The sequence below is a fragment of the Robinsoniella peoriensis genome (assembly GCF_000797495.1).
Lineage (GTDB): Bacteria > Bacillota > Clostridia > Lachnospirales > Lachnospiraceae > Robinsoniella > Robinsoniella peoriensis.
The window spans coordinates 168,057-181,626 of record NZ_JTGN01000001.1; the positions used below are offsets into that span (position 1 = coordinate 168,057).

The 13,570-nt window shown below is 42.4% G+C and carries 10 protein-coding genes; 1 reads left to right on the forward strand and 9 read right to left on the reverse strand.

Annotated elements, in window-relative coordinates:
* Positions 1-8 precede the first annotated feature (8 nt).
* From QR40_RS00720 to QR40_RS00745, 6 genes are all read right to left on the reverse strand, one after another.
* Complete coding sequence (locus tag QR40_RS00720) at positions 9-2,402, reverse strand: glycoside hydrolase family 94 protein (protein ID WP_044292920.1); 2,394 nt, start codon at positions 2,400-2,402, stop codon at positions 9-11.
* Between the two features lie 190 nt (positions 2,403-2,592).
* On the reverse strand, positions 2,593-3,981 hold the full coding sequence (locus QR40_RS00725) for a glycine--tRNA ligase (protein WP_044293434.1): 1,389 nt from the start codon (positions 3,979-3,981) through the stop codon (positions 2,593-2,595).
* A gap of 117 nt (positions 3,982-4,098) precedes the next feature.
* Positions 4,099-4,830 (reverse strand): hypothetical protein, encoded by a 732-nt coding sequence (locus QR40_RS00730; RefSeq protein WP_027293765.1) that lies wholly within the window; start codon positions 4,828-4,830, stop codon positions 4,099-4,101.
* Positions 4,831-4,935: 105 nt separating this feature from the next.
* Positions 4,936-5,682: a DNA repair protein RecO gene (gene recO, locus QR40_RS00735; protein WP_027293764.1), complete on the reverse strand. Its 747-nt coding sequence runs from the start codon at positions 5,680-5,682 to the stop codon at positions 4,936-4,938.
* 81 nt (positions 5,683-5,763) lie between these two features.
* The gene (gene era / locus QR40_RS00740) at positions 5,764-6,672 is read right to left on the reverse strand and encodes a GTPase Era (RefSeq protein ID WP_044289314.1); all 909 of its coding nucleotides are present in this window, start codon (positions 6,670-6,672) and stop codon (positions 5,764-5,766) included.
* A 51-nt stretch (positions 6,673-6,723) separates the two neighbouring features.
* On the reverse strand, positions 6,724-9,642 hold the full coding sequence (locus QR40_RS00745; RefSeq protein ID WP_044292922.1) for an insulinase family protein: 2,919 nt from the start codon (positions 9,640-9,642) through the stop codon (positions 6,724-6,726).
* A 197-nt stretch (positions 9,643-9,839) separates the two neighbouring features.
* Here QR40_RS00745 and QR40_RS32920 point away from each other — a divergent pair, with 197 nt between their 5' ends.
* Entirely contained in the window at positions 9,840-9,992 is a 153-nt protein-coding gene (locus QR40_RS32920) for a DUF6783 domain-containing protein (protein WP_334291646.1), read from the forward strand.
* A 13-nt stretch (positions 9,993-10,005) separates the two neighbouring features.
* Here QR40_RS32920 and QR40_RS00750 read toward each other — a convergent pair whose 3' ends face one another.
* From QR40_RS00750 to QR40_RS00760, 3 genes are all read right to left on the reverse strand, one after another.
* On the reverse strand, positions 10,006-11,145 hold the full coding sequence (locus QR40_RS00750) for a cob(I)yrinic acid a,c-diamide adenosyltransferase (protein WP_044292924.1): 1,140 nt from the start codon (positions 11,143-11,145) through the stop codon (positions 10,006-10,008).
* A 140-nt stretch (positions 11,146-11,285) separates the two neighbouring features.
* A complete protein-coding gene (locus tag QR40_RS00755; protein WP_044292925.1) occupies positions 11,286-12,710 on the reverse strand; it encodes a rhamnulokinase in 1,425 nt (474 codons plus the stop codon).
* A gap of 73 nt (positions 12,711-12,783) precedes the next feature.
* Positions 12,784-13,551 carry a DeoR/GlpR family DNA-binding transcription regulator gene (locus QR40_RS00760; protein ID WP_027293759.1) on the reverse strand — a complete coding sequence of 256 codons (768 nt, stop codon included), beginning with the start codon at positions 13,549-13,551 and terminating at the stop codon, positions 12,784-12,786.
* Positions 13,552-13,570 lie beyond the last annotated feature (19 nt).

The window sequence follows — 13,570 nt, forward strand, 5'->3', positions numbered from 1 at the left end:
ACCTTCTTTTATCTTCCCATAACAACAGTTACTTCATGCCTGCTTCCGGCATCGCATACCGGTATCTGCTGCGTTTCCACACCATCCAGATACAATTTACTAACACCTTTCATTATGCCTTCCGGATTTAAAACTGTAATCTCATACATCGCACCCCGGAATTCTCTGCTCACCTTGAACTCTTTCCAGTCTGCCGGCACGCAGGGATCTATCTGAAGATGGTCAAACTGCGGTTTGACGCCAAGCATATATCTGGTTGCTGAAAAATACGCCCAGCCTCCTGTTCCGGTCATAAACGGATGTCTTGCCCTTCCAAATGCCTTGTGGTCCCGTCCCACAATAAACTGGCAGTAAGAATAAGGTTCCGACTCCCGGATCTCTATCTGGTCATTTTGGTTATACGGGCAAAGTGCATCATAAAATTTCATTGCACGGTCTCCCCTGCCCAATACACATTCTGCTGCCCATGCCCATGGATTTGGATGGCTGAATACCGAACTGTTTTCTTTTAATCCGGGATATACACGGGTTACAAATCCGATATCGTCATCCGGCCGGGTATAGGAAGGGCCATTTAACAAAATGCCATATGGTGTGTACAGGTACTTGTCTACACTGTCCATTGCCTTTTTGCCTTTTTCATCGGAAGCTGCACCGGATAAAACTGCCCATGCATTGGACTCCAGATGAATCTTTCCTTCTTTGTCCTTCATGGTACCAATTTTTCTGCCATTTTTCGTCACGCCCCGGATAAACCATTCTTCATCCCAAAGTCTGGTATCACAGACTTGCTTTACCTTCTCTGCCATTTGTTCATACTTTTCCACATCTGCGGTGCGGTTTAGATACCTTGCAGCTTCCAGGAAATTCCGGATTGCCCAGTAATGTAAGAAGGAAACCATGGCACTTTCACCGCCGCCCAGGTTGAGACAGTCATTCCAGTCTGCACGAAGCCCTTTACAGATTCCGCTTTCTCCCACCTGCTCTGCCGAGAAATCCAGAATCTTCATCATGTGCTCATAAACCGTTCCCTCACCCCCATCGGCATAAGACAGTACCTGATCCAGGAAAGAAAATTCACCGGTTTCTTTTACATACTCTACAATCGCGCTGACCAGCCAGAGCGCATCATCTGAACAGGTATCTTCCAGTCCGTGAATCATGTCTTTAGCATTGGGCGTTGGCACAACGGTAGGTGATTTAAAGGGTTTCACTTCCGTATCCGGATCAAACCATTCCGGTTGGAATAAATGAAGTCCGTATCCTTTTGAAACCAAGCCTCTCAGCAATTCCACCAGCCTCTGGCGGCACTTCTGCGGATTGGAATGGGGGATTGTCATTGCATCCTGCGCCGTATCCCGGTAGCCAAGTCCGGTTCTTCCTCCCACTTCGATAAACGATGCAAACCTGGAAAACATAACGTTTATTTCAGCCTGATACAGGGTCCAGGTGTTGATTAATGTATTCATGCCTTCATTTGGAGTCTGAATCTGGAGTTTATCCAATTTCTTTTTCCAGAAAGTCCGCAGATCGGCATATACCTTCTCCATTGCATCCGGCCTGCTGTATTTTTCCCGGATAGCAGCACCAACCTTTCGTCCGCCTTCTCCCAGCATATATACGACTCTTACTTCCTCTCCCGGCTGCAGCACAATCTTTTTCTGGAATGCACCGCAGTGATTATTGCCATTTTCAAATCCGCCCTCCAGATATCCCTGTTCTACCCCAATGGGATTATCTTCGGTCCGGTATTTCCCGATAAACTGATCTCTTAAGGTTTCAAAACTGTCCTGACTGACACTGGATGTAAAATACTGATATCCGAACTCTTCATAAAACAGGTCATGCTCTATAATTCCGTCTTCACAGGAAGACCCAGCTGCATACATACTCATCTGGAAATTCTGATTGTCCATATTGATATGATGGAACGAGAATTCACAGTAAGAAAACAAGCTTAATTCTCTCACCCGGTCACTCTGGTTCTGCACTTTCACATCCCATAATTCCACTGCATCTCCAATGGGAATTACCAGAGTCTGAGAAGCTTTGATTCCCTCATAATCACATTCATAAACCGAATAGGACAATCCATGCCTGCAGGTGTATTTCGCCTCGTCCAGAGACTTTCCTACGGGCTGCCAGGATATGCTCCAGTAGTCTTCTGACTCATGGTCTCTCAGGTAAACATAATGCCCCGGGCGGTCCATGGGAACGGCATTCGCCCGGAACCTGGTAATCCGGTGGTATTCCGGCGATTTATAAAATAAATATCCTCCTGCCGTATGGTTCACAACCCCACACATATCCTCAACCCCTATATAATTCGTCCAGGAAGCAGAAAGATCCACCCGTTCAATTACATATTCTCTATTCTCATTATCAAAATATCCATACCTCATAAACAACCTCCTCCAAAGCTTTTACTTTATACTTATTATAATCTCTCCGGCTTAAGGGAGGAATTGCCAGGTATGCGAATATTTGTACAAAGTTGTGCTCTTAAAAAATACCGCAAAAAACGCCCACAGGAGGAAATTTTACATTCCCGCTGTGAGCGTATCTCATCCGATATGATGTACCGACAGCTACTTAAAATTCAAATTTGTCTGCCAGATATGCTTCTAATTCTTCAATTTTAATTCTTTCCTGCTGCATAGAATCACGGTCACGGACAGTTACTGCTCCGTCTGTCTCGGATTCAAAATCGTATGTTACACAGAATGGAGTTCCGATTTCATCCTGACGTCTATAACGTTTTCCGATGTTTCCACGATCGTCAAATTCGCAGTTATACTTCTTAGCCAGCATAGTAAATACTTTTTCTGCGCCTTCATTTAATTTCTTGGATAATGGCAGCACGCCTACCTTAATCGGTGCCAGTGCCGGATGGAAACGAAGTACGGTTCTCTTATCACCGCCTTCCAGTTCCTCTTCATCATATGCACTGCAGAGGAATGCAAGTACCACGCGGTCTGCACCCAGTGACGGTTCAATAACATAAGGAATATATTTTTCTTTTTTCTCGTCATCAAAATAGCTCATATCCTGTCCGGATGTATCCTGATGCTGTGTCAGGTCATAATCTGTTCTGTCTGCAACACCCCATAATTCACCCCAGCCGAATGGGAACAGGAACTCAATATCGGTAGTTGCTTTACTATAGAAGCAGAGTTCTTCTGCCGCATGGTCTCTTGCACGCATCTCGTCATCTTTCATGCCAAGAGCTGTTAACCAGTCCAGGCAGTACTTTTTCCAGTATGCGAACCACTCCAGGTCTGTACCCGGTTCACAGAAGAATTCCAGTTCCATCTGCTCGAATTCTCTTGTACGGAATGTAAAGTTTCCCGGAGTAATTTCGTTACGGAAAGATTTACCGATCTGTCCGATACCAAATGGAATTTTCTTTCTGGATGTTCTCTGAACATTTTTAAAATTTACGAAAATACCCTGAGCTGTCTCCGGTCTTAAATATACGGTATTCTTAGCATCTTCCGTAACACCCTGGAATGTCTTGAACATCAGGTTAAACTGACGGATATCTGTGAAATTATGCTTGCCGCAGGTCGGACATGGAATCTGATGTTCTTCGATAAAGTTCTTCATCTCTTCCTGGCTCCAGGCATCTACGGAACCTTCCACTGCGATTTCTTTTTCTGCGCAGTAATCTTCAATAATTTTGTCCGCACGGAATCTCTCGTGGCATTCTTTACAGTCCATCAGCGGATCGCTGAATCCACCCAGATGTCCGCTTGCAACCCAGGTCTGCGGGTTCATTAAAATAGCACAGTCAACACCTACATTATAAGGATTTTCTGTTACGAATTTTTTCCACCATGCCTGTTTTACATTGTTCTTCAGCTCAACGCCAAGGTTTCCGTAATCCCAGGTATTAGCAAGTCCTCCATAGATTTCTGAACCTGGATATACGAATCCTCTTGCCTTTGCCAATGCTACAATTTTATCCATCGTTTTTTCCATTGTTAATTCCTCACATTCCATTCTATTTTCATTCTATTTTCTGACATTTTCTCTGCGTGCAGATAACGGTAATACCTTTTCAGACACGCTCTAAAACTTACCGGGGGTATTTAAAGATCAACCCAGCTCATAAATAATATAAGCTAATTTCTTACCAATTTCAACCTCTTTCGAAGAGGTCCCGGAATTACCGCTCTCGGGGGACAATAAAACCATACCGGTTTCAGAATCCGTTTCTTCCTGCTTTGCCGTTTCCGACTGCTTTTCTGTAGCCGGCTCTGCACCGGAAGATTTTACTTTTGCTTCACTTTTCCCTTTTACTTCCACATTGTCACTGGTAAAAAGGATGTTTCCCGGCACCTGAACCAGCACCGGTTCTTCCATTACAACTACCTGATAGTCTTTCTTAAGTACATCGCTGCTGGTCAAACCGCTCTTCGCCACCTTACCATCTTCCACGGACTGGAAGCCTCCGTCAAAGGTAACACCTGATTTTTGTGCCTCAGATATTTTCCCCACAAAAAATTCAACATGGTTAAAATTCGCATAATCCTGTGATGAAGCATAATCTATAATCAACTTTGCCGTATCTTCGCTGACGCTGAATTTATCCAGATCTATATTATCCTTGCCTGTACTGGCTTTATATGCATCAATTTCGCTCTCAATCATTGTTTTAAGCTCTGTCTCATCATAATACTCTTTATCCAGGCTCTCCACTGCTGTCCCTGTTATTCCTCCATCTTTGCTAATCGAAACTGCTGACTCATCTGGTGACGAGAATTTACTGCACCCGCTTAGCAGACACATAACTCCAACCATCACCGCCAGAATTCTCCTTTTTTTCATAATAAACTGCATCCTCCTTGTATAATCCTAATTATTATACCTTTAAAGTATGATATTTTCAACTAATTATTGGGAGAAGAACACTCTGGCGGGTCGATTTAAAACTTATGTAACAATCGACTCTAAAATATCGAGGGATTTAAACTGTTTATCCATATAAATTTTGCAAAGACGGCTCTGAAGACGTTTCATTTCACGCAGCACATCTTCAGAAACCGTAAAAGAATACAGCTTTTCAATGGTAGATGATGCGATATACTGATACGTGTAGATGGTTGACTCTAATAAAAGAACTGCTCCTTTTGATCCTGACAGGCAGTTTTTACAGACCAGCCCGTCTCCTGCAGGGACAAATGCACGCAGATCCTCCTGTACGCCGCAGCCTGTACAGCAAAACATCTGGGGATATTCTCCACTTATAACCATTGACTTCCACTCGAATATATACCGGATCAGCTCATTGGGTATATGCGCATTCATAAGCGCCCGCAGTGTTGCATACAGCAGCCTCAGCATTTCCGCCTCATCATTATTTTCCCTTGCGTAATAGTCTGCAATTTCCATAAAATAAAAGCCATAATAGGCCGCCTCATAATCCTGGGACAGCCCTGAAAAATAATTGCTGATCTCTGCCTGCATCAGGTTATAGGAAGTTCTTCCCTCAAAACAGGTAAACGCACCGAAGGAAAACGGATTTGCCGCCGCCAGAAGCGGACTGTTCTGTCTTCTTGACCCTTTTGCAAATGCTGTAATTTTGCCTCTTTCTTTTGTAAGCAGCACCAGCCTTTTATCATAATCACCAATTGGGGCGGCTAAAAGCACCATCCCCGTTAACGTCACTGTCTGTCCCATTTTACACCTTCTGGTCAGAGCGTGTCTGAATTATGATTGTACCTGGCAGTCAGACAGGTGCAATGATTTTTCAGAGGCACTCTAGACATCCTTTTTATCATAACCAAAGTTCTTCATTAAGAAATCACTGTCACGCCAATCTTTCTTTACTTTTACCCAAAGCTGCAGATTGACTTTCATTTCTAACATTTCTTCAATTTCTTTTCTCGCCTGGGAACCTATTTTACGAAGCATCGTACCGCCTTTTCCGATTATAATCCCCTTGTGGGAATCTCTTTCACAGATAATCGTTGCTTCAATATCTGTCAGTTTTCCGCCTGTCCGCTCTTTCATTCTGTCTATGGAAACTGCAATTCCATGAGGAATCTCTTCATCCAGACTGCGAAGTGCCTTTTCCCGGATTAGTTCCGCAACAATCTGTCTCTCTGGCTGATCGGTTACGGTCTCTTCATCATAAAACTGTGGTCCGTAAGGAAGATATTTAAATACCGTATCAATAATATCCTGGGTGTTCTGCCCCTTCAGGGCAGACGCAGGAATAATTTCCGCAAAATCATATATTTTCCGGTACTCATCTATAAATTTTAATATCTCTTCTCTCTTTACTGTATCTATTTTGTTAATTACCAGAATAACCGGAGTCTTTGTCTTTAAAAGCTGCTCCGCAATATGGCGTTCTCCGGCACCAATAAAGGTACTTGGCTCTACCAGCCATAGTATTACATCCACCTCATTTAAAGTCCTCTGGGCTACGTTCACCATATATTCACCCAGCTTATTTTTCGCTTTGTGAATACCAGGTGTATCTACGAAAACAATCTGTCCTTTTTCACAGGTATAGACCGTCTGAATCCGGTTCCTGGTAGTCTGCGGCTTGTTCGATGTAATTGCAATCTTTTGGCCGATCAGGTAATTCATTAGTGTTGATTTTCCTACATTTGGCCTGCCAATTAAAGTAACAAAACCAGATTTATAACTTGCTGTTGTCATTCTTACTCCTATCTGCTGCCAATGGCAGCATACAACTTTATCCTTTGTTAATTAGCCGATAAAAGGCACCAGTACTTTAAACATGTCTTTTTCCGCTGCCAGCTTTTCTTCATTTCCAATTACACAGATATTGTCTGCCGCCACAATCGCCTCCATGATCTTCCACAGGGCACGGACATCTTCCTGGGTAGCATTTAACACCTCATCCCGTTCTTTTTGCAGATCTTCCTCAGACACTTTACTGATATAAGCCCCAAGGGAACGGCTGCCTTTTGCAGAAGGATTCAATGGTGTATCCATTTCACTGATCGTGCCGATGATATATTTTGTCATATCCCTGTCTTCTACCGTGAAATTCTTTACATAATCCACAACACCTTCATAAACTTCATTTGTTTTCCTCAGATTTGGATCCCGGTAAGATACAAAGTAGGAATCCCCTGTCTTTCCAAAACCGCTCATACATCCATAGGCACCGCCTTTTACACGGATATTTACCCACAGGTATTCATAACTTAAAATGACTTTTAAGATCTTCAATACGCCGGTATACTTCAGTCCTGCCTGTACGAAATTGCCTGCTCTTGCCACATACTGTATCTTGGAAGAAGTCTGGAATCCTTCGTTTTTCTGATCTGTCTCTAATTTCCCATGAGGCGTAACTCCTGCTTCTTCAAACAGTTTTTCTTTAAAAGCAGATAATCTGTCCATCAATGGTGCAAATCCGGCTTCATCAGCTGTATAGCTTCCCAGAAGCGTATCTTTTCGGAAAACCAGTTTCATCAGCTCTTTTAAAATACGGATCAGGTCTTCTTTCTTTTCATCAAAGTGTACTTCCAGTGACTCTACCAGTTTATAAAAACGGATTCCGCTAACCGCATCATTAAATGCATTTGTCTGGGAGAAATAAGACATGGAACGGATTGCAGCCGTAGAATGTCCTGCCGAATTTAATCGTACAGAAACCCTGGACTTTAATTCCGCAATAATTTCATACAGTCTCTTTTCATCCTCTATTTTCGATGTAAAAATTATTTCTTCTATCATATCAAAGGCAAAATCCAGCTTCTCATATAGAATCTTAGCCTTTATTTCAAGCATTGCCCTGCAGTCACCCTGCTTATCACCAACAAATATTTCGATGCCGGGGTAAATTCCGCCGGAATGAATATTAATTTCATTAAATAATTCACCGTAGCTGTAATGCTGTGTATCTACCATACCGAGTACTGCTTTTAAAATACCAAGATAAGGAATATACTCAAGTGGCACGTATTTGGTATCGAACAAAATCTTCAGGTATCCTATGCCGTTGGTATACATATTATGGTGTAAAACAGTAGTATCTCCCAGCAAATGTTCTTCATTATAGAACTTTCCTGCTTCTTTCTTAATATCAGACGCTTCCAGCACAGGAATCGCTTCCAGTTCTTCTTTTGCAGATGGTGTTTCCTGAAACAGGCGGAGCTTCTCTGTTTTGTCCACCAAGGTCTGGATTTCTTCCGCAGTCAGGCTTTCCTTATATTCTTTTAGCTTTTTCTTTATCTCCTCATCAATTATGGCTGTTAAACCTTTTTGCGGTTCCACAATTACAACAGACGCATGGGTATTATCCAAGAGATATTCCTGTATCAATTGTTCAAAATATCCGGTTTCCACCTGCTCTTTTAAGAATTTAAAAATGCCAAGCTGCTTTAAATAATCAAAAGGTGCGGCATCATCATACAGCCAGCTGTCCATGGCATCAATACCATACATCAGCCCCTTAGGATACGAACCATAATCTGCTTCCCGGAATTTAAATTCCATATTGTTTATTCCGGCAAGAAGCGCTTTCTTATCTATGCCCTCTTTAACGATCCGGGTCAGAACATCTTGAATGATCTCCAAAAATCTGTCTTTGGAATCTATATTAGAGTTCTTAGCCACTACTGAAAATACCGGCTGATAAACCCCGCTGTCATAGGAACCCTGAATATCTTTCCCAACTTTTGCATCCAGCAGCGCCTGCTTCAAAGGTGCTCCGGGAGCAGTAAGCAAAGCGTACTCAATCACAGAAAATGCATTTGCCAGCCGAACATCCAGGCTGGTTTTAATAGCTGCATTATAAGAGAGGAAGGTGTTGTCCTTCTCATCATCAGTATTGGAAATCGAATACTTTTTCTTTATCTCGATAGGTTTATCAAATGGTTTCTGCATGGGAATTGCAGAATCCACCTGGATGGCATCATATTGGCTTAAATATTCCTCATCCAGCCATTTCAGCCTTTCTTCCATATCTGCATTCCCATACAGATAAATGTAACTGTTGGAAGGATGGTAATACTTACTATGGAATTCCAGAAAATCATTGTACGTAAGATCCGGTATAAATGCAGGATCACCGCCGGATTCATTTCCATATGGTGTATCCGGAAACAGGGAATTCAGAATTTCCCGATCCAGAACATCATCCGGTGAGGAAAAAGCCCCCTTCATCTCATTGTAAACCACTCCATTATAAGTCAGTTCATCTTCCGGAGTCTCTAAATGATAGTTCCAGCCTTCCTGGCGGAAAATCTCTTCCTTATTATAAATGTTTGTGTGGAAAACCGCATCCATGTATACATGCATCAGATTGCGGAAATCCTGGTCATTACAGCTTGCAACCGGATACATCGTCTTGTCCGGATATGTCATAGCATTTAAAAACGTATTAAGGGACCCTTTCACCAATTCAACGAAAGGATCCTTTGACGGAAACTTTTCACTTCCGCACAAAACACTATGCTCCAAAATATGAGCTACCCCTGTACTGTCCTTGGGCGGTGTCCGAAAAGCAATATGAAAAACCTTATTTTCATCATCATTGGCAATCACCATAATTCTGGCGCCGCTCTTTTTATGTCTTAACAGATAACCCTTTGAATTAATATCCGCAATATCTTCTTCTATCTGAAGTTCATACTGCGGCAATGTGGTAAACTGCATAAAATTTCCTCCATTTCCATTTCTCGCATAAAATATGCTTATGTGAATATTATTGCGATAATTATAACATTTATTCAGGGGGGTGGGAAGTACTAAATTAAAAGCAGCTACAACAAGCGATTCCCCGCTATGCCATAGCTGCCTTTTCATCTAAAACGTAATCTTGTGTGTAAATTCATTTAATCAGATGTAGGCTCTTGAGGTGTTTTAAAATTCATTCCTGTCATCTGCACGCCCCACTTTGCGGTAGATTTGCCCCGAATTCAGGTTGCGTAGCCCGCTACGCGCCCTTCATCCGGGACAAATCTACCACAAACTGTGACGCACATCTGTCAGAAAGCAATTTTTAAACACGCTCTAGTACTAAGAAAGTACTTCCTCTAAAACACCCAGTCCATACTGGGCAAGCCTGTCATCTTCATCTCCGGTACCGCCGCTTACTCCAAGAGCACCTATCATGCGTCCACCTGATTTTAGCGGAACACCTCCGCCGAAGAATACCATTTTGTCTCCTTCGATATGATCCAGACCCTGGAACGTCGCTCCTGGCTTGATTAATTCCCCCAGTTCCAATGTGGACATCTTAACTGCTGCAGCCGTATAGGCTTTTTTAATAGCCACATCAAAGCTTACCAGGAAAGCTCCATCCATTACATGTACCGCAATGGGATTGCCATCCGGACCGCAGACTGCTATTACAGCCTGCATTCCCTGGGATTTGGAGTACTCTTCTACTTTCTCAATCAGCTTTTTTGCTGCATCCAGAGATATTTTCTCCGGCTTGTTCATTCTTTTTAATACTTCCTGTATAATTGCTTCACTCGTCATATCCATCAGTTTTTCCTTATTAACCATAACTGTATTTTCCATAACCGGATCAGCTTTTGGTTCTTCCATTTTTATGGATTTTACACCTGCATCCGCTGGAGCAGACCTCACAGGCTGTTCCTGAGCGGCTATAGAAGGAGCCATGGGTTGTATCTGCGGACTGACAGGCTCTGTCATGACCGCATCTGTATAACGTGCTAATATAAACAAGTAGTCTGACAAACGGTTCAGGTATTGTTTTGCTACTTTGTCCGAGCCGTATTTAATGGTAACACCGGACAGATAGCGTTCGCATCTCCTGGTTACCGTTCTTGCTATGTCCACTTCCGCAGACACGGCATTCCCGCCAGGCAGCACCCAGCCCTGAGGCATGGTGAACTCACTTTCCATGCGTGCCATCTCTGTTTCCAGTCTTGTGACTTCAGCTTCTTTTAGTTTGTATTTCATATTGTGCGGGTCTGCGATACCTGCCATTACGGTAATAAGCGTATCCTGAACAGACGCAAGCATTTCTTTCACCTGAGTCATGCATACTTTCGCCTTTACCAGTCCCAAATGGCTGGTAAGCTCATCTATGCTTCCTAACAAGTGAACACGCTCATCTGATTTTGGCACATTTTTTGTTTTTATCAGGTTGGTCATACCACCATCGCCATTTTTTGTCGAAATGCCCATACTTTCAAACCTCGCATCTATTATGCCCGATTCTTATGAATCTGGCAATTTAAAGTTATATCAACATGTCTCCGGCAGTCCTTAACACCTGAAAAGGAATCAGATTATCAACCACCGGATCAGTAAGCTTAACTGTTATCTTATGCCGGAATATGTACCTGCTGTGCAAAGGATGCCTTCACAATCTTACGTCCTTCTTCTAAGGAATCAATAGCTCCCATAGCTTTCAGCTGCATTACCACATTTCCGAGAACGGAACCTTCGATCGGACCTGCCACTACTTTCTTACCGGTTGCTTTCGCTGTCAGTTCACATAAAAGCTGATCCTGGATACCGCCGCCTACCATATTAATACATGGAATCGTCTCTCCTGTCAATACTTCCAGTCCTCTGATCGTTGCACCATATTCATTAGTAAGTCCATTGTAAATTGCCATAGCAATTTCTCCGAGCCCTTCCGGTGTTCCCTGTCCGTGTTCTTTACAATATGCGATAACTTCTTTCATCATGTTATATGGAGCCGTAAATCTTGGGTCATTAGGATCAATCATGAAATCCTGTCTCTTAGCTTCTCTGGAAGCCTTGATGATATCCGGGAAAGAAACGTCTCCCTCGAATTCACACCAGTTTTTACGCAGATTCTGCATAATCCATAAACCGTTGATGTTCTTCAGGTAACGGATTTTGCCTTCAACTCCGCCTTCATTTGTATAATTATATTCAAAAGATTCTTCCGTTAAAATAGGTTCATCAATTTCCATGCCAAAGAGTGACCATGTTCCGCAGCTTAAGAATGCCGCATTTTTCTCTTCAAATGGAGTTCCTGCTACTGCAGATGCCGTATCATGACTTCCAACTGCAATTACTTTTACCCCTGATAGACCTGTCTCTTCGATTACTTCCGGACATAAATCTCCGATAACTGTTCCCGGTTTTGTCAATTCTCCAAACAGCTCTTTTTTAAGACCCACTTTTTCAATCAACTCATAATCCCAGTCTCTGGTTTTGGCATCCAGAAGCTGTCCGGTACTTGCCATTGTATACTCATTGTACATTTTGCCTGTGAGGAAATATCCAAAAAGTTCCGGCATAAATAAGAGGCGAACTGCTTTTTCATAAATGTCCGGGCGCATTTGTTTATCTGCATAGATCTGGAACAGCGTATTAAAATTCATGAACTGGATTCCGGTTGTGGCATAAATATCCTTTAGGGGAACAATTTTGCCTACTTCTTCGATCACACCAATCGTTCTGTCATCACGGTAGTTTACTGGATTGCCGATGAGATTTCCATCTTTATCGATTAAACCGTAATCAACACCCCAGGTATCAATTGCAAGGCTCTGGATCGGAATTTTCTTAGCTGCTGCTTTCTTCAATCCTGTTTTCAATTCATGATATAAACGGAAAGTATCCCAATAAAAATTCTTTCCTACACGAACCGGATCATTAGCGAAACGGTGTAATTCCTCTAATTCTATTTTCCCATCCTGATATTTGCTTAAAATCATTCTTCCGCTGGACGCTCCAAAGTCAAACGCCAGATTATAAATTACTTCTCCCATGTCTAGCACCTCTCATTTAAATTTTAGAATTTGTTTTTTATAATCATAGAAACCATATTATATAATTTCTAGTTTATTCATCCTCATTTGATAAAACTTTTACACCGCGCTCTGCCAGAGGCTTGCGCCATTCTTCCGGAATTTTGTCAGTAACAAGTATATCTCCGCTTTCCAGATTTAATACTTTTACAAAGAAGACTTCCCCCATCTTACTGCTGTCAGCCGCCAAAATCGTTGACTTTGCACTTTTGCGCATGGCGATTTTTACTTCTGCTTCCATTTCATGAGAGTCTGTGACTCCTTTTTCAATATCCACACCTTTACAGGAAATAACGGCTTTATCCACATAATAATGGGACAATACCTCCTGCGTTGCCTTACCAACCAGGGAAAGGGATGAGTCTCTAAGATTTCCACCGGTGGATATTACCTGGATTCCGTCATTTCCGGACAATTCAATGAGCACTTCCACAGAGTTGGTGATAACCGTGAGCTTTTTCATCCGTTTAAGCTCCTGCGCTATCATCAGGGAGGTGGAAGAGCTGTCCAGCATGATACAGTCCCCTTCTTCAATAAGCCCGGCTACTTTTTTCGCAATAACCTGCTTTTCTTTGCGGTTGGTCTTTTCCCTTATTTTCAGGGGCATGTCCATAGTGATATGCTTATTAAGCACAGCTCCGCCATATGTTTTCTTCACAAATCCTTCTTTTTCTAATTTTTCCAGATCTCTTCTGATTGTTTCTTCTGTAACATTGTATTTTTGACTGAGTTCCGCCACTAATACTCTTTGTTCTTTTTGTAAAATTGATAATATCTCATTCTTTCTCTCAATTGCCAGCATACGTGATCCCTCCAGATAT

Excerpts from the sequence above, each read along its gene's own strand:
- QR40_RS00720 (WP_044292920.1), bottom strand. The coding sequence starts at position 2,402 with ATGAGGTATGGATATTTTGATAATGAGAATAGAGAATATGTAATTGAA.
- QR40_RS00725 (WP_044293434.1), bottom strand. The coding sequence starts at position 3,981 with ATGGAAAAAACGATGGATAAAATTGTAGCATTGGCAAAGGCAAGAGGA.
- QR40_RS00730 (WP_027293765.1), bottom strand. The coding sequence starts at position 4,830 with ATGAAAAAAAGGAGAATTCTGGCGGTGATGGTTGGAGTTATGTGTCTG.
- recO (WP_027293764.1), bottom strand. The coding sequence starts at position 5,682 with ATGGGACAGACAGTGACGTTAACGGGGATGGTGCTTTTAGCCGCCCCA.
- era (WP_044289314.1), bottom strand. The coding sequence starts at position 6,672 with ATGACAACAGCAAGTTATAAATCTGGTTTTGTTACTTTAATTGGCAGG.
- QR40_RS00745 (WP_044292922.1), bottom strand. The coding sequence starts at position 9,642 with ATGCAGTTTACCACATTGCCGCAGTATGAACTTCAGATAGAAGAAGAT.
- QR40_RS00750 (WP_044292924.1), bottom strand. The coding sequence starts at position 11,145 with ATGGGCATTTCGACAAAAAATGGCGATGGTGGTATGACCAACCTGATA.
- QR40_RS00755 (WP_044292925.1), bottom strand. The coding sequence starts at position 12,710 with ATGGGAGAAGTAATTTATAATCTGGCGTTTGACTTTGGAGCGTCCAGC.
- QR40_RS00760 (WP_027293759.1), bottom strand. The coding sequence starts at position 13,551 with ATGCTGGCAATTGAGAGAAAGAATGAGATATTATCAATTTTACAAAAA.